Consider the following 22,136-nt stretch of genomic DNA (forward strand, 5'->3'; position numbering starts at 1 on the left):
GCCGCGATCGCAGTTCTTCTCAGCGCGATCGCAGGTCTTCTCAGAAGGCCAGGGCCTGTGCCCGGCGCCTGACTTCCTTGCGATTGCCCGCACGGAGCAGATCGATGGGGCGCCCGGGCAGGGAGTCATCGGGGGTGAACAGCCATTCGATGGCTTCCTCGTCGCCGAACCCGGCATCGCGCAGCGTACTCAGCGTGCCCTTGACCGGGGTGACGACGGACCCGTCTTCGCGGAAGAAGGCGAGCGGCACCTGCATGACCTTGGGCTTACCGTGTTTGTAGCCGCAGATCGCGCCGTCTTCGAGCAGACGTCGCACCTGTGAGATGCCGAGTCCGGTCATCTCCGCAATATCGGGCAGCGTGGCCCAGTCCTGGACGAGTTCTTCCGTATTCACGCCCACCAGCCTAGCAATATTCGGCGAAACACCTCGCCATGCGGAACCGAATGCTCGGGTGGAGGCCGGTCACTCGATAGTCTGGATGATGAACCTTCCCCATTCGACATGAAGCCAACAGGTGACAGATGACACGCACGCGACGGACTCCTCAGACGCCCGTTACCGCCGCCCCTGACATCCGTGCTGCCTCAAAGGTGAATTCGACGGGCCCGATCCCCGGCACCGAGAACATCGAATCCACTGACCCCACGGAACCTGCGGCGGACGCAGACCAGCCCCACGACGATGCGCCCTCAACCGACTCTGCACACGCCGACTCAGAACCTGCCGACTCCGCAACTGCCGACTCCGCAACTGCCGAGTCCGGCCCTGCCGACTCTGGCCCCGTCACTTCCGCCGGGTCCGGCCCGCAGTGGACCTCCGGAACCACCGGCGTGACCGTTCCCGTCACCCACGGCGGCCGTACCTACAAGGCGAAGCAGGGCGACACTCTCTACGGCGTCGCCAGCAAACACGGAGTCTCCGTGCCTGCTTTGGCCGAGCTCAACCGGATCTCTCCACGGCAAAATCTGCACCAGGGTCAGGTGCTGTCCCTGCCGGAGAAGAACGACCTGCCCGACGTGGATCCTTCGCACATCGTCGCCCCGGGTGAGACCCTGGCGGGGATCGCGGCGCGACACGGCGTCGCACCCGCGACGCTGCGCCGGGCCAATGCGATGGGCGATGACTCCTACATCACGGTCGGTGAGCTTCTGCTGCTGCGGACCTCGGCCGCTCGCCCCAGACGCAGCGCCCCCGAGGTGCCCACGGACATTCCCCGCGTCGCCACCAGTACACAGGTCGAGGGCATCCATCCCGCGGTCCTCCACGCCGCCCGACTGAACAAATTCACCCTCCTGCACCGGCGCCATCCCGCACCTGCACAGGCCAAACTGCTCGTGGCCCGGATCGCCGAAGAGCTCGGTGCCGACCCCGCGCTCATGCAGGCGGTCGCCGCCCAGGAGTCCGGCTTTCAGCACACCACCGTCTCCGCCGGCAACGCGATCGGCATCATGCAGGTGACTCCGCGGTCGGGCCGTTGGGCCAGCGACATCGTCGGCCGTGGCCTCGATCTCCTCGACATCGCGGACAACATCGTCGCCGGCACCGTCATCCTCGGCTGGCTCATCGAGACGGCCGAGTCCGAGGACGAGGCACTGGCCGGCTACTACCAGGATCTGCGCTCGGTGCGCAGCGACGGTCTCCTGCCGGAGACGAAGGCCTTCGTCCGAGCCGTGCAGCTGCAGCGCAACCGGATGCGGGAGGCCCTGTGAGCACCCGACAGGATCCGCTGATCGGCACCGTCCTCAACGACCGCTATCGCATCGACGCCAAGATCGCCCGCGGCGGGATGGCGATGGTCTATCGCGGCACGGATCTCCGCCTCGACCGTGAGATCGCGATCAAGGTGATGCACGAACACCTGATCTCCGATGACACCTTCGTCGAACGCTTCCGCCGTGAGGCCATCAACGCCGGGCGACTCACCCACCCCAACCTCGTGGCCATCCACGACCAGGCCCGGGATGGGGACATCGTCTACCTCGTCATGGAGCACTTGCCCTCGGTGACCCTGCGCCGCGAACTCAAGCACCGCGGCACCTTCACACCCAGGCAGGCCATCGTCGTCCTCGACGCGATCCTCGCCGCCCTTGAAGCTGTCCATTCGACCGGCATCATCCACCGCGACCTCAAGCCCGACAATGTGCTGCTGGGCACCGACGGCCAGGTCAAACTCGCCGATTTCGGTCTTGCTCGAGCCGTCACCACCGCGACCACGACGAAGACGCTCATCGGCACCGTCGGCTATGTCGCGCCGGAGCTCGTGACTCGGGCCGGGGCGGATGCCCGCACCGATCTCTACACGGTCGGCATCATGTTCTACGAGATGCTCACCGGCACGCAGCCCTACACCGATGATGTGCCGATCCAGGTCGCCTACCGTCACGTCCACGACACCGTTCCCCCGCCCTCGGAGAAGGTGCCGAGGCTGAGTCCGCGTCTCGACGCGCTCGTGCTGTGGGCGACGTCGAAGGATCCCGAAGATCGGCCCGATGACGCCGCACAGTTCCGCAATGCCCTCGCCGAGGCGCGCGCTGAGATGAACGAAGCCGAACTCGACCTCGGCGATCCCGATGTCGAGCCCGGCGAGCACTCCCCCGCCCTGACCGCGAGCATCGATCTCGGGGAAGAGGTACCCAAGGAGAAGAAGTCCCGCACCGACGAGATCCCCTACCTCGAGACCGACGAAGTCGACGACGCGGTTCCCGCCGCCGAAGACGATGAGGACGCGACGAGTTCCGGAGCCGGAGCCGCTGGAGCCGGCATCGCCGGTGCCGGGGCTGCCGCTGCCGGCATCGGCGGTGTCACGACAGCACCCAGCTCCGCCTCTGCCTCCGAGGACGATGCGGCCTCCGAGAATGATGCGGCTTCCGAGGATGATGCTGACCAGCCCGATGACAACTCGGCCGGCGAGGCCGATGATGGGACCGCCGTCGCTGCCGGCGCTGCCGGAGACGGAGCAGCCGGAACCGGGGCGGCCGCCGTAGGGACCACCTCGGCGGGGGCAGTGCCTCATCGCAGACGTCGGCGCCGCCTGCTGACGACCATCGTCGCCGTCGCCGCCGTGCTCGCGCTCGTCGCGTGGCTCGTCATCGCGAACCAACCGGCACCGACGTCCATCGTGCCTGCTCAGTTGGCCGGCAAGCAGCTTGAAGAGGTGACCTCGCAGCTCGAGGACTCCGACCTGCAGGCGGAGCCGAAGGAAGTCTTCGACGACACCATCCCGGCCGGACAGGTGATCGGCACCGAACCCGTGAGCGGCGCCGAACTCGCCCCCGATTCGACGGTCACCGTCGTCGTGTCTAAGGGCGAGGAGATGTTCGCGGTGCCCGATCTCGAGGGCAAGACCTCCGACGAAGCGGAGAAGGCGCTGAAGGACGCCGAGCTCTCGGTGGGCAAGGTCGACGAGGAATACAGCGACTCGGTCAAGAACGACGTCGTCATCTCGGCGTCGAAGAAGGCCGGCGAGGAGCTGTCCAAGGACACGAAGATCGATCTCGTGGTCTCCAAGGGCGTCGCCCCGACGCCCGTGCCCGACGTCGAAGGCCTCACCTTCGACGCCGCCTATGCGACCCTGGCCAAGCGCGGCTTCCGGGTCGGCAAGGACGAGGTCTTCTCCGATGACGTGCCCAAGGGCAAGGTGGTCTCGCAATTCCCGAAGAGCACCGAATCGAAGCCGGTCGACTCCCTCATCATCGTCCGCGTCTCCAAGGGCAAGGAGAAGAAAGAGGAGTCCAAGGACGACAAGAAGGATGAGAAGAAGGACGAGGACGACAAGGACAAGAAGGACTAGTCGCCGAGCCGTCCCTTCAGCATTGACAATGCCGGTGGCCCTGCAGATCTGCAGGGCCACCGGCATTCTCGTGCAGGGGGTGAGGAATCAGCCTCGGCGGGTGAGGTACTCCGCGACCTGGAAGGCCATCTCCAGGGACTGATCGTGGTTGAGTCGCGGATCGACGAGAGTCTCGTAGCGACGACGCAGACCTTCGTCGTCGATCTCCGTGGCTCCGCCCATGATCTCGGTGACGTCATCGCCGGTGAGCTCGATATGCAGGCCGCCGGGAATGGTCCCCGCGTCCTGGTGAGCGGTGAAGAAACCTTCGACCTCGGCCATGACGTCTTCGAACCTGCGGGTCTTGTACCCCGTGTTCGAGGTGATGGTGTTGCCGTGCATCGGATCGCAGACCCACGTCACGTGCGGCAGACGATCGCCGATGCCGGCCAGCAGCTTCGGCAGGGACTCGCCGATCTTGCCGGCGCCCATCCGAGTGACGAAGGTCAGGCGTCCGGGCTCGGCCTCGGGGTCGAGCTTGTCCGCGAGGGCAAGAGCGTCCTCGGCGGTTGCGGTCGGGCCGAGCTTGACGCCGATGGGGTTGCGGACCTTCGACAGGAAGTCGACGTGGGCACCGTCGATCTCACGGGTGCGTTCACCGATCCACAGGAAGTGACCCGAGACATCATAGGCCTGGCCAGTGCGGGAGTCGATTCTCGTCAGCGCACGTTCGTATTCAAGCAGAAGCGCCTCGTGGGCGGCGTAGAACTCGGTGGTTTTGAGCGCATCGAAGTCGGCCCCACAGGCGTCCATGAAGCGGATCGCACGATCGATCTCGGCGGCCGTCTGCTCGTAGCGCTGGTATCCGGGATTCGAGGCCAGGAAGCCGCGGTTCCATTCGTGGACGAAGCGCAGATCGGCGAATCCGCCTTGGGTGAAGGCGCGGATGAGATTGAGGGTCGAGGCAGAGACGTGGTACGCCTGCAGGAGCCTCGCCGGGTCGTGCCGGCGGGACTCCTCGGTGAACTCGTATCCGTTGACGATGTCGCCGCGGAACGAGGGAAGCGTCACCCCGTCTCGCGTCTCCATGTCTGCCGAGCGCGGCTTGGCGAACTGACCGGCCATCCGGCCGATCTTGACCACAGGCATCGAACCGCCGTAGGTCAGCACGGCCGCCATCTGCAGCACGGTCTGGATTCGCGCACGGATCTTATCGGCTTGGGCACCGGCGAAGGATTCGGCGCAGTCGCCACCGGCGAGGACGAATGCCTCGCCACGGGAGGCGGCTGCGATGCGCTGCTTGAGCACATCGGCCTCACCGGCGAAGATCAGCGGAGGCGAGCTGCGCAGATTGCCCAGTGCCTCTTCCAGCGCCTGTCCGTCGAGATAGGTCGGCTGCTGCTTCGGATCCATCTCCCGCCAGGTGTCGAGGCCTCCGAGGTCGTCGGCATCGGCTGAGGCGATGTTCCGATTGGCGAATACAGGATCGGTATGAAGGCTCACAACGGTTCTTTCATGACGGTTCTTCGATGGCTAGGACGTTTCGGGACCGGTTTCGAAGTCTTCGGCGGAGACATTGTCGAGGAAGTCCCTGAACTGGGCGACTTCGTCCTCGTCGGCCTCCGGGGCTTCGATGCCGGATTCCTCGAGCAGTTCGGAGTCGACGTAGACGGGGCAGTGGGCGGTCAGCGCCAAGGTCACGGCGTCCGAGGGCCTGGCGGAGATCGCCTTGCCGTCGCTCGTGTGCAACTCGGCGAGGAAGATCTGCCCGTCCTTGCCGGTGATGGTGACATCGGACAGCTCGGCCTCATAGGCGGCGAGGGTGTCGATGAGGAGCGCGTGGGCCATCGGCCGCGGCGGAGTCAGTCCGCGCTGAGCGATCGACAGCGCGTTCGCCTCGATCGCCCCCACCCAGATCGGCAGATAGTAGGCAGGTTCCGTGGCTTTGAGCAAAAGGATCGGCTGGTTGGCGGGCATTTCGATGCGGACGCCGACAACCTCGACTTCAACGTTTGACATTATCCCCCGGTCAGGAGCGCGGACGCTGCTGGAAGATCATCCGGAACTTGCCGATCTGCACGTCGGCGCCGTTCTGCAGCTCGATCGAATCGATCAGCTGGCGACCCACATAGGTGCCGTTGAGCGATCCGGTGTCGCGCAGGGTGAAACCGCTGGGCGTGCGAATGAATTCGGCATGCTTGCGCGAAACGGTGACGTCGTCGAGGAAGATGTCCGCGTTCGGGCTGCGTCCCACGGTGACCACATCGGTGTCGAGGAGGATCTGCGAACCCGAATCGGGCCCCGAGACGACGACGAGGAGCGCATCGGCATCCTGCAGTCCCTCGAGATCGGGCACCGGATGGATCTCACCGGTGTGCGGGTCCAAGATGCCCTGGAACTGCTGGCTTCCGGAGTCACTGGAGAGCGGTTCCCCTTGACCCTGCTGCTGATTCACGTCGTTCGGTCCCTGACCCTGCTGGTAGTGCTGCTGTCCGTTGTCGCCGCCGTACGGTCCCGGCTGGCCGTAGCCTCCGCCTTGAGACTGATCGCCCTGCGGATAGTTTCCCTGCGGATCCTGCCCGCCGTTCTGCGGCTGGAGCCGATTGTCATTTTGGTTCTGCTGCGGGGGCTGGAATTGGGCCTGCTGGGTTCCCCCGTAGCTCTGGCCGCCCTGATCCTGGTTGCCGTACTGCTGGCCGCCGTAGTTCTGGCCGCCCTGAGGAGTGCCGCCGTACTGCTGCCCACCCTGAGGCGTTCCGCCGTAGTTCTGGCTGGCTTGAGGGGTTCCGCCGTACTGCTGGCCACCCTGCGGCGTGCCGCCGTACTGCTGGCCGTTGCCGTACTGCGGCGCCTGCGGAGCGCCGTTGGCCGGCTGCTGTCCGTAAGGAGGAGTGTTGCCCTGAGGTGTCTGACCGTTCTGATCGACCTGAGGATTCGTCCGTGTCGCGGATTCGGCGTTCTCATCGCCCGCGTTCGCACCGAACGGGAACTTCTTCGACTGCGGCACTTGACCGTTGTCGTACCAGGTCTGCGAGGGATTCGGACGACCTTGATCGTTGTTCTGCGACATTACGCCTCCTCGCTCTGAATGAGCTCTTTGTACTGCTCGCTGTCCAACAGCGATTCCACCTGTGCGGGCTCACTGAGCTCGACGAGGTACATCCATCCGTCTTCGAACGGGGAGGAGTTCACGGTTTCCGGAGAGTCATCGAGGGACTCGTTGATCTCGGTGATCGAACCGGACACCGGTGCGATGAGGTCGGACACGCTCTTCGTGCTTTCGACTTCGCCACAGGACTCACCAGCAGTGATCGAGTCTCCGACGGCAGGCAGATCGACATAGACGACGTCACCCAGCTGTTCCTGGGCGAAATCGGTGATACCCACACGGACAACCGCGTTGTTCTCCGTGGTCGCAACCCACTCGTGGTCGCGCGAATACCGCAAAGACACTGGGTAATCCAGTTCTGGCATGTCGACTCCTCTTAGCTTGTCGGTGTTCCAAGCATAGCCGCCTCGGGCACTTTCATAACAATCACGAAACAGAAATGTTACCGACTCCCGATTCCGACCGAGAACCAGACCCGCCTCTCACGTGACTACCTGGGATGATACTCGCTTTTCGGAGGTCACGAAACGCAATTTTGGCACTTGGTCGGGGATCGGTATAGGCTAGTTCCCGTTGCCCCACGAGGTTGTTCGGTAACGGGCTATGGCGCAGCTTGGTAGCGCGCTTCACTGGGGGTGAAGAGGTCGTGGGTTCAAATCCCGCTAGCCCGACTTTTTGCCTGAGTCGTCACATCCTTGCCAGAGGATAGTGCGGCTCAGGCTTTTTCGTGCGCTCAGACCTTTACGTCCGCTCAGTCCTTTCTCGCGTATGACTCCTTCATGTCTCGCGACATCGCTCCGGTCAGCGGAGCGCTCAGTCATCACAGCGGAGCGCTGGGTCAACGCGAACTGCGAAAATGTCGCCTCCGCTCGGTGCTCGGCTCTGTCGGTCAACAGTTAGCTCGAAAACATCGTCTCCTGCGACGACTATTTCCAGTTAAGTGTTGACCGACGCCGATATCGTCTCTAAGCGACGCAGATTTCGCTCCGGACGACAGCAGAACCGGCCACGATTGCCTTGGCAACAGTCCGTCATCGCGAGCCAACGATCGGTGCCCCATCAGCACTAGTCAGCGATCAGCGGACCGGGATCCGCCGGAGAGGCCGAGCCTGCCGGCGAAGATCATCGTCACTGCTCCGACGACGATCAGCAGCGACAGCCCCCAGCGCAGGCTGGCCCCGGTGGCGAGGACTCCGACCAAGGGGCTCGTGCCGAGGAACCCGATCCGCATGATCCAGTTGACCAGGGTCACTCCCCCGGCCGGACCTGCACCGGGAATGTGTGCCGCCGCGCCGAGTGCTCCCGGGACGAGTGTGGCCGAGCCGTATCCCACTGCGGCCAGACCGATGAGCAGCTGAATCGGTTCGACCGCGGTGACGATCCCGAGTCCCCCGAGGGCGATGAGTCCCCCGCCGAGGCGCGCGATGCGTGAGGGACCGAACCGCTGCACGAGAATGTCCCCGCTGAACCGTCCCAGGCACTGGCTGCCGATGACGACGCTGAAGGCGACCCCGGCAATCCCGACGGCGACCCCGGCGAACTGCACTGCGGCGAGCGCGGCCCAATTGTTCGCGATGTCCTCGACGATCGTTCCGCACACTGCGACGATCGCCAGGGGCAGTGCGAGACGGAGAATCGCCCGCTTCGACCGCGCCCGCCCCGAGGCGGCTTCCCCGGCATCGTCATCCGAGGCGGATCCCTGGGGCGCCTCAGACTCGTCGCCCGAGTCGCGGATCGGCCGGGATGACGCCGTATCAGCGATGAGCCGTCGTCCGACCGCGACGAGCAGCACCGCGGCGACAGCGACCAGCGCGAGGTGGAGGCGCATATCCATTCCCGCCGAGGCGGCCAGGGTGGCGAGCGCCCCGCTGAGCAGACCGCCGAGGCTCCACAGCGCATGCATCGAGGACAGGACCACTCGCGAGAGCCTCTCCTGCACCGCGATGCCGACCACGTTCTGCGCGACGTCGACGATCGCATCGAAGAACCCGACGAGGAAGAGGCAGGCGGCCATCATCCAGCCGTTGACCGACCAGGCGGTGCTCGCCACAGCCAGGCCGAGCAGGATCGTCCCGGCGACGACGACCGCGTTCGCCCCGAACCGCGCAATCAGCTTCGACGGGATCACCGAGGACGCGATCGCCCCGAAGGCGAAGCAGGCGACGACGAGTCCGAATGCCCAGGAACTCAAGTCGAGGCGTTCGACCATGAGGGGATACCAGGGCAGGAGGGCGGCGAACACCAGCCCGTTGCTGCTGAAGTAGATGCCGACCCCGGCGATCGGACGCAGACCCGCCCCTCTCCGGCCGCTCATCCGCAGGCCCCGATGTGATCGATCATCGGGACGGCTCTCCCGTTCCCGTGCCCTGGTCGTTGACCGAACCGGTACCGGTCCTGGACTCTGTCCCGCCCCCTGGATGCCCCACGACCCGCGCCGAGGCGGCCCTGCGGATATCGAGACCGGCGCGAACGAGGATGAGCGCGACGACGAGGATTCCCAGCACCTTCCACCACGGGCCTTCGGTCATGAAGATGAGCACCATCGCGGCAAGGATCGGCACGAGCCGCGTGAACGACCACCCGACGTAGCCGCCGAAGCTCGGCATCACCACGCCCGCGGAGTCCGCAACGGATTTCACCATGAAGTTCGGCCCATTGCCGATGTACGTCACGGCTCCGCCCATCACCGCACCCAAGGACACGGCGATGAGCAGGGTCTCGGGAACCCCTGCCACCTGCGGTTCCCCCGGAATCTGGGCGGCCATCTCGAAGAAGGTCACATAGGTCGGCGCATTGTCGAGCACAGAGGACAGTCCACCGGTGAAGATGAACAGGGTGATCTCACTCAGCGGCAGCTTGTGGGCGACCTGCCCCAGGTACTGCAGAGCAGGCATCATCGTGAGGAAGATGCCGATGAACAGCGCCCCGACTTCGAGGATGGGCGCCCAGGTAAACTTGTTGAGGTTGAATCGGGCGCCGCGGTCCCCGAGCAGGAAGGAGGTGGCCGCCGCAACGATCATCACCACCTCACGCCAAGGAACGAAACCGGCGAAGCCCGCATGCCCGGACTCGATCGCATGGACGTCCACCGAGGGGATGAAGGCCACGGCCACGATGATCACGGCGAGGAAGACGAGGCCGCTGGCTCCCCGCAGCCCGAGCTTCGTGACATATTCGGCGTCCTTCGCCAGCGCCTCGTCGGGTTCCCGCGAATACATCTTCCGGTCGAGGGCGTAGTAGCTGATGAGCAGGATGGCATTGACGAACAGCCAGTACGGCCACAGCCCGAAGGTCCATTCGAAGGGGACCCCGCGCAGCATTCCGAGGAACAGCGGCGGATCGCCCAGAGGTGTGAGCAGCCCACCGCAGTTGGCGACGATGAAGATCGTGAACACGACCGTGTGCATGCGATGCATACGGTCCTGATTGGTGTTGAGGATCGGACGGATGAGCAGCATCGCCGTACCCGTAGTTCCAATGAACGAAGCGAGGAGGCCGCCGATGGCCAGGAACACCGTGTTATTGCGCGGGGTCGCCTTGATGTCGCCGACGAGGAAGATCCCTCCCGAGGCCACGAACAGGCTGCCGACGAGCACGATGAACTGGAAGTACTCGAGCAGAGCATGAGCCACTGTCGCACCCTCCCCGCCGAGCACGAACCACACGGCGATCGGGATCCCGAGCACGAGGGCGACGATGAGCTTGACGAGGTTGCGATCCCAGATCTTCTCAGTCGCCGGAATCAACGGCAGCACCGCAATGCAGCCGAGCAGCAGAACGAATGGGATGATGCTCCACCAGGCAACGGTCATCCGGGTCTCCCCTATCTCTCGTGCAGGACGATCACCCGCCCCTGCGCAGGAAGGTCACTCGTCACGTCGACGTCGACGGTTCTTCACTCTACTGAATGGCAACGACCGGTAGCACAGCGGCCCGCCGAGCGGACGAGCCACCCGTTCCGGTGAGGCGAATCACCAGGAGACCGGCAGACGCACCGAGGTGGCCCCAGCACAGTGCGTGCCCGCTCGCCTACGCTGGGGGCTGTCCACCGACCCGCACCCCGCGCGAGCGCCGACCCGCGCGAGTACCGACCCGCACCCCGCGCGAGCGCCGACCCGCGCGAGTACCGACCCATCTGGAGGCCGCGATGCCCTCGACACGACCCGATCCCGAGCGACTTCACGGCGCCGAGCGGCTGAATTCCCGCATCATCGGCATCTCCGTGGCCGCGGCGCTCGGCGGATTCCTCTTCGGCTTCGACACTGCGGTCATCAACGGTGCCGTCGATGCCCTGGCCGAGGAGTTCGCCCTCGGGGCCGGGCTCAAGGGCTTCGCGGTCTCCTCGGCGCTCATCGCCTGCGCGCTCGGAGCCTGGTTCGCCGGCAACCTGGCCAACCGCTACGGGCGCCTGCCGGTGATGGTCGTGGCAGCGATCCTGTTCTTCGTCTCCGCAATCGGCTCCGGGCTGGCCTTCGGGGTCACCGACCTCATCATCTGGAGGATGGTCGGCGGGTTGGGTGTCGGCGCCGCCTCGGTGATCGCTCCGGCCTATATCGCCGAGGTGTCCCCGGCGCGCGTCCGCGGTCGCCTCGGGTCGCTGCAGCAGCTGGCGATCGTCACCGGAATCTTCGCCGCCCTGCTCTCCAATGCCCTGCTCGCCTCCGTCTCCGGCGGCGCGGGTGCCCAGTTCTGGTTCGGCATCGAGACCTGGCGCTGGATGTTCATGGTCGAGGCGCTCCCGGCCCTCGTCTACGGACTCATGGCCCTCGGGCTGCCGGAATCTCCCCGCTTCCTCGTCGCCAGAGGACGGGAAGACGACGCGGCCAGGGTGCTGCGCGACTTCACCGGTGTGCTCGAGACCGCTCCGCTGATCGAGCGCATCCGGGACTCGATCCGCCGCGAGGATCGCGAATCCTTCCGCGATCTCGTGGGCAAGCGCTTCGGCCTCAAACCGATCGTGTGGATCGGCATCCTGCTCTCGGTGTTCCAGCAGTTCGTCGGCATCAACGTGATCTTCTACTATTCGACGACGCTGTGGAAGTCAGTCGGCTTCGACGAATCCAGTGCCCTGCTGACCTCGGTGATCACCTCGGTGACGAACATCCTCGTGACGATCGTGGCGATCCTCCTCGTCGATCGCCTCGGGCGTCGGAAGATGCTGCTGGCCGGGTCGTTCCTCATGGGACTCTCCCTGGCGATGATGGCCGTGGCCTTCTCCTTCGCCGAGCTCGTCACCGCCGCCGACGGCACCACCGCAGCCCAGCTCGAAGCACCGTGGTCGATCATCGCGCTCATCTCCGCCAATGTCTTCGTCGTCGGCTTCGGCGCGACCTGGGGGCCGCTGGTGTGGGTGCTGTTGGGCGAGATGTTCCCCAACCGGATCCGGGCCGGAGCCCTGGCGGTCGCCGCGGCCGCGCAGTGGGTCGCGAACTTCGCCATCTCGACGACGTTCCCGATCTTCGCCGATATCAGCTTGAGCTTCGCCTACGGCTTCTACGCGCTCTTCGCGGTGCTGTCTTTCTTCTTCGTGTGGTGGAAGGTGCCGGAGACGAAGGGCATCGAACTCGAGGACATGACCGAAGAGGTCTGAGCCTCAGCAGTTCCGAGCCTCAGCAGGTCTGAACCTCAGGAAGTCCGAGACTCGGCAGGTCTCAGTTTCAGGCGGTCTCCGCCTCGGCGTCCGGTGCCTCCGCCGCCGGCGTCCCGTCCTTCTTCCGCAGGCCGATGAACAGCCCGCCGATGGCCAGCACGAAGCACGCACCCACGCCGATCGTCAGGCCCGGCGCCACCTCGTAGGCTCGGGCCAGCGCCTTAAAGCCGATGAGACCGACGGTCGAGTAGATGAGCGCCCACAGGGAGCCGCCCACGACCAGTGCCGGAAGGTAGCGTCGCAGGCGCATCGCACTCGTGCCGGCGGCGAGGTTGAGCACCGTCTGCACGCCGATCATCAGGAAGCTCAGGGCGATGACCGGGGCACCGAAACGGTCGATCATCTCCTCGGCCCTGCGGTACTTCGATCCCGACATGATCTTGTCGACACGATTGATCTTGCGGATGCCCGTGCGCGCCAACCGGCCCAGCAGGTAGGTGCCCCCGGCACGGGCCAGGATGATGCCGAACAGGATGAGCCAGGTGACGGCGATCGGGAACGACCAATCGAGTGGGTTCATCGGGAATCGGTGCCGGCAGGTTCTCTGGTGCTCACCCCTCGATTGTACGACACTGAGGTTAGTCTGCCCTCACACGGACGCACCGCCGAGGTAGACAGCATGCACCCGATCCTCGATTCCTCGCACGGCATCGGTGCGCAGGTCCCCGTCGATGAGGACGAGGTCGGCGAGGCTGCCTTCACCGATCCGACCCACCCGATCCTCACCGAGCAGCGCCGCCGCCACCGAGGTGCCGGCGGCGAGCGCCTCAGTCGTCGACAGACCGGCCCCGGCCAGCAGGCTTATCTCCTCGAGGTTCTCCCCGTGAGGACCCACTCCGGCATCGGTGCCCATGGCGATCTGCACCCCCGCCTCGTGGGCGCGCACGGTCGACTCCTGGTGGGCTTCGACGACGGTGCGGGCCTTCTCGACCACGGCCTCCGGTAGGGCGACTCCCGCCTCGGCGGCCTTGATCACGGCCTGCGGAGCCTGCAGGGTCGGGACCAGGAAGGTGCCGTGCTCGAGCATGAGGTCGATGGCTTCGTCATCGAGGTAGATGCCGTGCTCGATCGAACGGACCCCGGCTCGGACGGCGTTCTTGATTCCGGGAGCGCCCTGGGCATGGGACATCACGTGCGCTCCCTGGGCGGCCGCCTCGGCGACGATGACCGCGATCTCAGTCTCACTGAACTGGGAGTGGCGGGGATCGTCGCGGGGTGAGAGCACTCCCCCGGTGGAGCAGATCTTGATGTGATCGGCCCCGGCCCGCAGGAGCTCCCGAGCCTTGCGCTGGACCCCTTCGAGCCCGTCGGCGACTCCGGAGGGGCGCCCGGGATGAGGTGCCAGGAACGGCGATTCGGCACCCGAGACGAGGTGGAAGTCACCGTGACCGCCGGTCTGGGACATGATGTTGACCGCGATGGACAGCCGAGGTCCGCGGACCACCCCGGTCTCGACGGCGACCTTCGCCCCCAGATCGGTGCCGCCGGCATCCCTGACCGTGGTGACTCCGCCCTTGAGGGTCGCGTCCATGTGGGCGACCGAGTTGTAGAACTGGAGGGAGAAGGGATCGTGGAAGGACGAGGTGTTGCCCGCCCCTGTGCTCGTCAGGTGCACGTGACAGTCGATGACCCCGGGGATGATCGTCTGGCCCGCACAGTCGACGAAGGTGTCGTCGGCATTGTGGGAGCCCTGTCCGGGCTCAGTGATCGCGGTGACCGCGTCCCCGTCGACGACGACATCGCGTCGCCCGGGCAGGAACCGGGTTCCGTCGAAGACTGCGGCGTTGGTGAAGACTGTGACCATGGGTGTGCTCCTCGTCGTCGAAAAGGTCAGTGATTCACATCTATCACGGACGCGGCCGAAGAGCGAGGCTGTTCACCTTTGAGACACCTGAACTGAGTAAGGTCGACAACGATATCCGTCGGCAAAGCCACTGTCGCAGCCCAGCGAGATCGACCCGGAAGTTCAGTGACCGCATCCACTCCGCAGCACCCAGACGCTCAGCGCTCTCCCGCCGATCCGCAGCTCTCCGCAGCTCCTCCGGAGCCGGCGGCGGACCAGTTCCCCGCGACGGGCCAGTCCCCCGCGACTCCGCAGTTTCCGGCGGGACCGCGTCCCCGTGAGGATCGCACGCTCGTCGACATCCTCCTCGAGACAGCGGGCGCCCACGGCGATCAGCCCGCGATCGACGACGGAACCCGAGTGCTCAGCTACTCCGAGATCATCGTCGCCATCCGCGACCTCGCACTCGAGATGTCCGCCCACGGCATCGGCCCCGGTGACAAGGTCGGTGTGCGTGTGCCCTCGGGTTCGGTCTACCTGTACCTGTCGATCCTGGCCACGATGATGCTCGGCGCCGCCTACGTCCCCGTCGACGTCGACGATCCCGATGAGCGGGCCCGCACGGTCTTCGCCGAGGCGGCCGTGACCGGAGTGATCACCGCCGGTCCCAGCATCGAATCCCGCACCGACCGCGCTCCCCTCGACCGTTCGCAGCTGCGCTCCCCGCAGCCCGACGACGACTGCTGGGTGATCTTCACCTCCGGTTCGACCGGCACCCCGAAGGGCGTGGCCGTGACCCATCGCAGCGCCGCGGCCTTCGTCGACGCCGAGGCGGCCATGTTCTGTCAGGCCGAACCGCTGGGTCCAGGTGACCGCGTGCTCGCCGGGCTGTCCGTGGCCTTCGACGCCAGCTGTGAGGAGATGTGGCTGGCCTGGCGGCACGGCGCCTGCCTGGTGCCCGCCCCGCGCACACTCGTCAAATCCGGCATGGACCTGGGACCGTGGCTGTCCTCGCGGCAGATCACCGTGGTCTCAACGGTGCCGACCCTGGCCGCCCTGTGGCCGGCCGAGAGCCTCGACAACGTCCGACTCCTCATCTTCGGCGGCGAGGCCTGTCCCCCGGAGCTGGGTCGCCGGCTCAGCGACGACGACCGCGAAGTGTGGAACACCTACGGACCCACCGAGGCGACCGTCGTCGCCTGCGGTGCGATGCTCGACGGCACGGAGCCGGTGCGCATCGGCCTGCCCCTCGACGGCTGGGCACTGGCCGTCGTCGACACACAGGGTCTGCCCGTCGCCGAGGGCGAGACCGGTGAGCTCATCATCGGCGGGGTCGGCCTCGCCCGGTACCTCGACCCGGCCAAGGACGCAGAGAAGTTCGCGTCCATGCCCAGCCTCGGCTGGGAACGGGCGTACCGCTCCGGAGACCTCGTGGTCAATGACTCGCAGGGACTGATCTTCGTCGGACGCGCCGATGAGCAGATCAAGCTCGGCGGCCGGAGGATCGAACTCGGTGAGATCGATGCCGCCCTCCAGGCCCTGCCCGGGGTTGAAGGAGCCGCCGCCGCGGTGAAGAAGACACCCGCCGGGACGGACATCCTCATCGGCTACCTCGCCGCAAGCGGTCGGGAGGAAGCGGCGAGCGCCGAGGCCCATCCGCGCATCGCCAAATGGGAGGCGCAGCTGCGCCGCGAACTGCCCGCCGCCCTCGTGCCCCGGCTGGCGCTGATCGAAGAGCTGCCGACGAAGACCTCCGGCAAGGTCGACCGCAACACTCTGCCCTGGCCGGTCGGCGATGCTGAGACCGGCGAGGACTCGGATGAGTTCTACGACTCCGACACCGAATGGATCGCCGAACAATGGGCCTCCGTCCTCGGAACCAGACCGGGCAATGCCACGGACTTCTTCACCGCCGGCGGCGGCTCCCTGACCGCCGCCCAACTGGTCTCGCGGCTGCGCACACGGCATACGAGCGTGACCGTCGGCGACATCTACGCTCATCCGCGCTTCGGGGCACTGGCAACGGTCTGCCTCGGCGGGGAGGGCGCGGCCGCCCCCGCCCGACCGCGCCGCACGATCGGCCGGACCTCGAAGGGGATGCAGGCCTTCCAGACGCTGCTGGCGATTCCGGTCCATATCCTCGGCGGGGTCAGGTGGGTCGTCATCGCCATGCTGCTGGCCAACCTCGGCGCCTCACTGGGTGCGGACCTGCCGGTGACGCCCTGGCCGGTCGTCATCGTCCTCTTCCTCGTCTTCGTCACCGCCTGGGGACGGATGCTCATCTCCGCACTCGCGGCGCGGCTGCTCATGCTCGGCATCACCCCCGGGGACTATCCCCGGTCGGGATGGGTGCACAAACGTCTGTGGCTGGCCGAGCACATCAACGACCTCGCCGCCGCGGTCTCCGTGGCCAGCGCCCCCTGGGTCAGCTGGTACGCGAAGCTGCTGGGCAACCGGATCGGTCCCGATGCGGACCTGCACTCGGCTCCCCCGGTCACCGGCTTCCTCACTCTCGGCGAGGGGGCGGCCATCGAACCCGAGGTCGACCTCAAGGGCTGGTGGGTCGACGGCGATCTGCTGCGCATCGGCGACATCGAGGTCGGAGCCCATGCCACGGTCGGCGCCCGCTCCACCCTCATGCCCGGGACCCGAGTCGGCCCCGGGGCACTCGTCGAGGCCGGCTCCGCCGTGACCGGTCGGGTGCGGAAGAACCAGATCTACTCCGGCTCCCCGGCCGTGCGGGTCGGCAAGGCGAAGAAGACCTGGCCGGCGCCCCCTGAGCGCAGACGTCTGCCCTTCCTCTTCTATGCCATCGGTTCGCAGCTGAATGCGGCCCTGCCCTATCTCGCCGCGGTGCCCGGCCTGGCACTCATGCTCGCCGTCTCCGGGATCGAGGTGCTCGAATCCCCGTGGCTGCTGCTCGCCTGGTCACCGGCCGTGGCCTGCATCTGGTTCGTCTGCACGGCCCTGTTCATCCTCGCCTCCGTGCGGATCCTGGCGATCGGAATGGAAGAGGGCGAATTCCCGGTCCGCTCCGCCCGCGGCTACCGGGTGTGGGCGACCGAGCGTCTGCTCGACCTCGCCCGTGACCTCCTCTTCCCTCTCTACGCCTCCATGCTCACCCCCTGGTGGCTGCGCCTCCTCGGGGCGAAGGTGGGACCCGGCACGGAGATCTCGACCGTGGTGTTCGTGCCGAAGATGACGACCATCGCCGCCGGCGCCTTCCTCGCCGATGACACGATGGTCGCCAGCTACGAACTCGGCCACGGCTGGATGCGCGCGGGCCGGGCGAAGGTCGGCAAACGCGCCTTCCTCGGCAACTCCGGCATCGCCTCACCCGGACGCCGGGTGCCGAAGAACTCCCTGGTCGCCGTGCTCTCGGCGGCACCGGCGAAGGCGAAGAAGGGCTCCTCCTGGCTCGGGTCTCCCCCGGTGCAGCTGCGCCGGGCCTCGGTCGATGCGGACGAGACGCTGACCTATGCGCCGAAGCTCGGGGTCAAGATGGCCCGCGGATTCTTCGAGACCCTGCGGATCACCTCGGTGCTGGCCGGTGGGGCACTCATCGCCGCCGTCATCCTCACGATCTGGTCCCTGCTCGCTCTGCCGGGCGGATGGGGCGGATCGGACGGTTCCGGCGCGGCTGAGACAGCCGGTACGGCAGCCGGGGACGGTTCGTTCTTCGGCACCATCGCCCTCGCCCTGCTCACCTCGGGCGTGGTGATGATGGCTGCCGGCGCGGTTGCCGCGGGACTGGCCGTGGCCGCCAAATGGATCTGCGTCGGCCGCATCAAGGACGGGGAGCACCCCCTGTGGTCCTCGTTCATCTGGCGCAACGAGGTTGCCGACTGCTTCGTCGAACTCGTCGCCGCCCCGTGGTTCACCCGCAACGCCGTGGGCACCCCCGCCATCGTCTGGTACCTGCGGGCGATGGGCGCGAAGATCGGGCACGGGGTCTGGTGCGAGTCCTATTGGCTGCCGGAGACGGACCTCGTCCACCTCGGCGACAATTCGACCATCAACCGCGGCTGCGTGGTCCAGACCCACCTGTTCCACGACCGGGTGATGAGCCTCGACGCCGTCGAACTCGAATCCGGTGCGACCTTGGGCCCCAACAGCGTGATCCTGCCCGCCTCAACGCTGGGCACGAATGCGACCGTCGGCGCGACCTCACTGGTCATGCGCGGCGAATTCGTGCCCGCCCATGCGTACTTCAGCGGCAATCCTGTCATACCCTGGGTTGATGCACCAGAACTTCCCGCCCTCGACGAACACGAAGAATCCGACGCCGCAGAAGCAGGACGAGCACATGCTTGATCCCTACACTCCAGGGGTCGGCAGCACCGAGTTGAGGATCGACCACTACGATCTCGATCTCGACTACCGGATCGGTCCGAATCGCCTCTCCGCGAAGGCCGTCCTGACCGGGCGCGTGCTCACGGACACCTCGAGCATCGTCCTCGACCTCACCGGTCTGCGGGTGACCAAGGCCAGCGTCAACGGTTCCAAAGTGCGGTTCTCGACCCGCGGGAAGAAGCTGCGTCTGTCGACGGGAGCACTGCACAAGAACCAGCCGGTGCGCATCGACATCGCCTACGTCGGCAACCCCCGTCCGGCGATCGGAACCTGGGGCGATATCGGCTGGGAGGAGCTCGAGGACGGTGTGCTCGTAGCTGGTCAGCCGGTCGGCGCCTCGACGTGGTTCCCCTGCAACGACCACCCGTCGGAGAAGTCGAAGTACCGGATCAGGTTGCTCACCGAGTCCGAGTACACAGTTGTCTCCAACGGTCGGCTCACCGACAAGGTGCGCAAGGCCGGGCGGACCGCCTGGACCTACGAATCGACGACGCCGCTGGCCAGCTACCTGGCCACGATCCAGATCGGCCGGTACCGGCACTCGCAGATCGCCGCCGAGGATCGGTACCCCGAGGCCCCCGTCCCGCTGGGTCTCTACGCCGGTGAGCACTGGCTGCGGGCGGCCACCCGGCTGCGGATCCAGCATCGGATGATGAACCTGTTCATCGACCGGTTCGGCCCCTACCCCTTCGAGGTCTACGACGTGGTCGTGACCGATGACGAGCTCGAGATCCCCTTGGAGTCCCAGCCGCTGTCGGTGCTCGGACCCAATCATCTCGGCCCCGAGTGGGAGGCCGAACGCCTCGTCGCCCATGAGATGGCCCACCAGTGGTTCGGCAATTCGCTGACCCCGCGCCGCTGGGCCGACATCTGGCTCAACGAGGGATTCGCCTGCTATGCCGAGTGGCTGTGGTCCGAGGAGTCCGGGCGCGGCAGCGCCGATGATTGTGCGGAGTCCTGGAGAGAGGCCTTGGCGGCTCAGCCGCAGGACATCATGCTCGGCGACCCGGGCGGGCCGGATATGTTCGATGACCGCGTGTACAAGCGCGGTGCCCTGTGTCTGCACGCCCTGCGGCTGACGATCGGCGATGAGGCGTTCTTCACCGCGATCGGCGAGTGGACGACGAAGCACCGGCACGGTTCGGTCGAGACCGCTGACTTCATCGAGTGCGTCACCCAGGTGGCGGGCCGTGACGTCGCCGAGGTGGTCCATCCCTGGCTGAATGAGCTGGAGCTGCCCGAGCTGCCGCGCCGCTGAGGCCGCGCCGCTGAGACCATGGCGCTGACGTCGGTCGCTGGTGAGGCGGCTGACTTCCGCTCGGTGGTGAAGCGCCCGGCGTTCAGTCGGTGGTGAGGCGGCGGACGAGGATGTCCGAGTTGCCGTGGCGTCCCACCGAGACGAATCCCAGGTCGTGGTAGAGATGGGCCGCCCCGTTGCCGTCTTCGACGGAGAGGCTCACGGCCGGGAAGCCGCTGATCCGAGCCAGCGTGCAGACGACGTCGAGGAGGGCTCCCCCGATGCCCTGTGACTGGTGATCGGGCAGGACGGCGATCGAGAGTTCGGGGATGTCTGCTGCGACCCAGCCATAGCCGGTGAAGGGTCCGTTGTCTCCCTCGCCGCTGGCACTGTCGCTGTCGTCGGCGCTCTCTTCCGCCGAACTGACGGTGTTGTCGATGAGGTCGCCGTCGGCTTCCGTGTCGTCGTTGTTTCCGGTGTTGTCGTCGGCGCCCGTGTCGTCGGTTCCCGTGTCATTGCCGGCTGCGGTGCCGTCCTTGACGGTCCTGTCGCGCTTGTCGATGACCGCGTCGATATCGGCCAGCCGCAGCCAGGCCAGTCCGATGATCTCGGACTCGGAGTCCTCATCGGCTCGGGCAGCGACGGCGATATCGCCGCGTCGACCCCATCCCTTGTAGTAGAAGGCGGCATCCTCGCGCTGCGCCAGCTCCTCGAGCTCGATCCGCGGTTTATCCATCGACCAGTTGAAGCACAGGTCGAGGAACGGCAGAAAGGTCTCATCGGCGGTCTCGGACGGCAGCGGCCGGATCCGGTTCCGCAACGTTTCGCGGTCCTTCGCCCCCACCTCGGCGGTCTCATCGCTGCGGTTCTGGCCTTCGTTCATGAAATCCCCTTTTCGACGGCGCGGGTGATCCAATCGCGGTTGCGGACCCGCCATCCCAAGGTCACCGCGCGCAGGCCCACGAATCCGATGCTGAAGGCGGCCCACAGTCCGGCTGCCCCGGGCCAGATGTCGACGGTCGGGATCAGCAGGAGAGCGTATCCGCCCACCGCAATCAATTGTGCCAGAGCAAGGTAGCGTGCATCCTCGGCGCCCATGAGGACTCCGTCCAGGACGAACACATACCCGGCGATCGGCATGCTCAGCGCGAGGATCGGCAGGAGTCCCGCGAGGACCGTGATGACGTCCGGGTCGGAGGAGAATCCGCGCGGGATGATCCCGGACCCGGCGAGCAGGATGACGCCGACGATGACGCCGAACACGATCCCCCACAGGCAGAGGCGGCGATTGATGGCCGCGACGGCATCGGTGTTTCCGGCCCCCAGCTGCAGACCGATCATCGCCTGCCCGGCGATGGCCAGCGAATCGAGGGCGAGGGCAAGGGCGAAGAAGATGCTCTGGGCCACCTGGATCGCGGCGAGCTCCGTGGTGCCCATCGAGGTCGCAATGAACACGAGGATGATCAGCGCCGCACGCAGGGAGGCGTTGCGCACGAGCAGCCACCCCGAGGTCTTCGCCGAGGTGAAGACACCGGACCAATCGGGTCGGACGCTGGCGTGGAGGCGATGAGCCGCGCGGATCGAGATGGTCAGGTAGACCGCACACATGCCGGCCTGGGCGATGACCGTGCCCAGCGCGGAACCCGCGACGCCCATGTCGAAGCCGTAGATGAACAGTGCGTTGAGGCCGATATTGGCAACACAGCCGGCCGCCGCCACGATCAGCGGCGTCTTCGTGTCCTGGAGGCCACGCAGCAGTCCGGTCGCCGCGACGACGGTGAGCATGAAAGGCAGTCCCCACCAAGAGATGGCGAGGTAGGAATGTGCGCCGGCGGCGGTCTCGGCGTCGGGGCCGAAGGCGGCGATCACCGGCGAGAGCAGGGGCAGCCCGATCGCCACGAGCAGTACCGAGGTGCACAGCGCGAGCCAGATGCCGTCGAATCCGGCCGTGATCGCCCCGGGCCGGTCTCCCGCACCCATGCGCTTGGCCACCCGTGGGGTCGTCGCATAGGCGAGGAAGACCATCAGCCCGAGAACCGTCTGCAGGATCGTCGAGGCGATCGCCAGCGATCCCAGGGCCCCGGCGCCGAGGTGGCCCACCATGGCCGTATCCGAGAGCAGGAAAACGGGTTCGGCGATCAGGGCTCCGAGAGCCGGAAGGGCCAAACGGAGAATGTCCTTGTCGATCGCTGCCACGGATCGAGTCTAACGAATACGGAGGTGGTGGGCCTGCG

General features: G+C 66.4%; 16 protein-coding genes and 1 tRNA gene. 6 read left to right on the plus strand and 11 right to left on the minus strand.

Annotated features, from left to right (window positions below; genetic code table 11):
- Positions 1–40: 40 nt before the first annotated feature.
- Positions 41–394 carry an Rv2175c family DNA-binding protein gene (locus CV023_RS04950; protein WP_230744316.1) on the minus strand — a complete coding sequence of 118 codons (354 nt, stop codon included), beginning with the start codon at positions 392–394 and terminating at the stop codon, positions 41–43.
- Positions 395–522: 128 nt separating this feature from the next.
- On the opposite strand from CV023_RS04950, the gene CV023_RS04955 reads away from it, so the two are divergent.
- Positions 523–1,710, plus strand: a complete 1,188-nt coding sequence (locus CV023_RS04955; protein ID WP_230744317.1) for a lytic transglycosylase — start codon at positions 523–525, stop codon at positions 1,708–1,710.
- Positions 1,707–3,791 carry a protein kinase domain-containing protein gene (locus CV023_RS04960; protein WP_230744318.1) on the plus strand — a complete coding sequence of 695 codons (2,085 nt, stop codon included), beginning with the start codon at positions 1,707–1,709 and terminating at the stop codon, positions 3,789–3,791. Before CV023_RS04955 ends, CV023_RS04960 begins: the two co-directional genes overlap by 4 nt.
- A gap of 87 nt (positions 3,792–3,878) precedes the next feature.
- Here the strand turns inward: CV023_RS04960 and CV023_RS04965 are convergent, their stop codons facing one another.
- Genes CV023_RS04965 through gcvH form a run of 4 tightly spaced genes read right to left on the minus strand, consistent with a single transcriptional unit; the run spans position 3,879 to position 7,244 of the window.
- Positions 3,879–5,273 (minus strand): class II 3-deoxy-7-phosphoheptulonate synthase, encoded by a 1,395-nt coding sequence (locus CV023_RS04965; protein ID WP_230744319.1) that lies wholly within the window; start codon positions 5,271–5,273, stop codon positions 3,879–3,881.
- 30 nt (positions 5,274–5,303) lie between these two features.
- Entirely contained in the window at positions 5,304–5,789 is a 486-nt protein-coding gene (locus CV023_RS04970) for a bifunctional nuclease family protein (RefSeq protein ID WP_230744320.1), read from the minus strand.
- 10 nt (positions 5,790–5,799) lie between these two features.
- Positions 5,800–6,840, minus strand: coding sequence for an FHA domain-containing protein (locus CV023_RS19095; RefSeq protein WP_442859920.1), 1,041 nt, complete (start codon positions 6,838–6,840; stop codon positions 5,800–5,802).
- Positions 6,840–7,244, minus strand: a complete 405-nt coding sequence (gene gcvH, locus CV023_RS04980; protein ID WP_230744321.1) for a glycine cleavage system protein GcvH — start codon at positions 7,242–7,244, stop codon at positions 6,840–6,842. Before gcvH ends, CV023_RS19095 begins: the two co-directional genes overlap by 1 nt.
- A 232-nt stretch (positions 7,245–7,476) precedes the next feature.
- On the opposite strand from gcvH, the gene CV023_RS04985 reads away from it, so the two are divergent.
- Positions 7,477–7,550: transfer RNA gene (locus tag CV023_RS04985), tRNA-Pro, on the plus strand.
- A gap of 398 nt (positions 7,551–7,948) precedes the next feature.
- Here the strand turns inward: CV023_RS04985 and CV023_RS04990 are convergent.
- Together CV023_RS04990 and CV023_RS04995 are read right to left on the minus strand one after the other, a co-directional pair.
- A complete protein-coding gene (locus tag CV023_RS04990; protein ID WP_230744322.1) occupies positions 7,949–9,193 on the minus strand; it encodes an MFS transporter in 1,245 nt (414 codons plus the stop codon).
- Between the two features lie 22 nt (positions 9,194–9,215).
- Entirely contained in the window at positions 9,216–10,691 is a 1,476-nt protein-coding gene (locus CV023_RS04995; RefSeq protein ID WP_230744323.1) for a sodium:proton antiporter, read from the minus strand.
- A 335-nt stretch (positions 10,692–11,026) separates the two neighbouring features.
- Here CV023_RS04995 and CV023_RS05000 point away from each other — a divergent pair, with 335 nt between their 5' ends.
- Positions 11,027–12,469, plus strand: coding sequence for a sugar porter family MFS transporter (locus CV023_RS05000; protein WP_230744324.1), 1,443 nt, complete (start codon positions 11,027–11,029; stop codon positions 12,467–12,469).
- Between the two features lie 67 nt (positions 12,470–12,536).
- On the opposite strand, the gene CV023_RS05005 is transcribed toward CV023_RS05000, so the two are convergent.
- Both CV023_RS05005 and CV023_RS05010 read right to left on the minus strand, forming a co-directional pair.
- Complete coding sequence (locus tag CV023_RS05005) at positions 12,537–13,049, minus strand: DedA family protein (protein ID WP_230744325.1); 513 nt, start codon at positions 13,047–13,049, stop codon at positions 12,537–12,539.
- A 69-nt stretch (positions 13,050–13,118) separates the two neighbouring features.
- A complete protein-coding gene (locus CV023_RS05010) occupies positions 13,119–14,333 on the minus strand; it encodes a metal-dependent hydrolase family protein (RefSeq protein ID WP_230744326.1) in 1,215 nt (404 codons plus the stop codon).
- Between the two features lie 165 nt (positions 14,334–14,498).
- Between CV023_RS05010 and CV023_RS05015 the strand changes: the two genes are divergently transcribed.
- Both CV023_RS05015 and CV023_RS05020 read left to right on the plus strand, forming a co-directional pair.
- Positions 14,499–18,626 (plus strand): non-ribosomal peptide synthetase, encoded by a 4,128-nt coding sequence (locus tag CV023_RS05015; protein ID WP_230744327.1) that lies wholly within the window; start codon positions 14,499–14,501, stop codon positions 18,624–18,626.
- Entirely contained in the window at positions 18,553–19,923 is a 1,371-nt protein-coding gene (locus CV023_RS05020; RefSeq protein ID WP_330166647.1) for a M1 family metallopeptidase, read from the plus strand. Before CV023_RS05015 ends, CV023_RS05020 begins: the two co-directional genes overlap by 74 nt.
- 82 nt (positions 19,924–20,005) lie before the next feature.
- Here the strand turns inward: CV023_RS05020 and CV023_RS05025 are convergent, their stop codons facing one another.
- A complete protein-coding gene (locus CV023_RS05025) occupies positions 20,006–20,785 on the minus strand; it encodes a GNAT family N-acetyltransferase (RefSeq protein WP_230744328.1) in 780 nt (259 codons plus the stop codon).
- Positions 20,782–22,098 carry an MATE family efflux transporter gene (locus CV023_RS05030; protein ID WP_230744329.1) on the minus strand — a complete coding sequence of 439 codons (1,317 nt, stop codon included), beginning with the start codon at positions 22,096–22,098 and terminating at the stop codon, positions 20,782–20,784. The genes CV023_RS05025 and CV023_RS05030 overlap by 4 nt, the downstream gene beginning before the upstream one ends.
- Between the last annotated feature and the right edge of the window lie 38 nt (positions 22,099–22,136).

Origin of the sequence: Brevibacterium sp. CCUG 69071, from assembly GCF_021023135.1 — a bacterium.
Classification (GTDB): domain Bacteria; phylum Actinomycetota; class Actinomycetes; order Actinomycetales; family Brevibacteriaceae; genus Brevibacterium.

Excerpts from the sequence above, each read along its gene's own strand:
- gcvH (WP_230744321.1), bottom strand. The coding sequence starts at position 7,244 with ATGCCAGAACTGGATTACCCAGTGTCTTTGCGGTATTCGCGCGACCAC.
- CV023_RS05020 (WP_330166647.1), top strand. The coding sequence starts at position 18,553 with ATGCACCAGAACTTCCCGCCCTCGACGAACACGAAGAATCCGACGCCG.
- CV023_RS05010 (WP_230744326.1), bottom strand. The coding sequence starts at position 14,333 with ATGGTCACAGTCTTCACCAACGCCGCAGTCTTCGACGGAACCCGGTTC.
- CV023_RS04955 (WP_230744317.1), top strand. The coding sequence starts at position 523 with ATGACACGCACGCGACGGACTCCTCAGACGCCCGTTACCGCCGCCCCT.
- CV023_RS04970 (WP_230744320.1), bottom strand. The coding sequence starts at position 5,789 with ATGTCAAACGTTGAAGTCGAGGTTGTCGGCGTCCGCATCGAAATGCCC.
- CV023_RS05005 (WP_230744325.1), bottom strand. The coding sequence starts at position 13,049 with ATGAACCCACTCGATTGGTCGTTCCCGATCGCCGTCACCTGGCTCATC.
- CV023_RS05000 (WP_230744324.1), top strand. The coding sequence starts at position 11,027 with ATGCCCTCGACACGACCCGATCCCGAGCGACTTCACGGCGCCGAGCGG.
- CV023_RS05025 (WP_230744328.1), bottom strand. The coding sequence starts at position 20,785 with ATGAACGAAGGCCAGAACCGCAGCGATGAGACCGCCGAGGTGGGGGCG.
- CV023_RS04990 (WP_230744322.1), bottom strand. The coding sequence starts at position 9,193 with ATGAGCGGCCGGAGAGGGGCGGGTCTGCGTCCGATCGCCGGGGTCGGC.
- CV023_RS19095 (WP_442859920.1), bottom strand. The coding sequence starts at position 6,840 with ATGTCGCAGAACAACGATCAAGGTCGTCCGAATCCCTCGCAGACCTGG.
- CV023_RS04995 (WP_230744323.1), bottom strand. The coding sequence starts at position 10,691 with ATGACCGTTGCCTGGTGGAGCATCATCCCATTCGTTCTGCTGCTCGGC.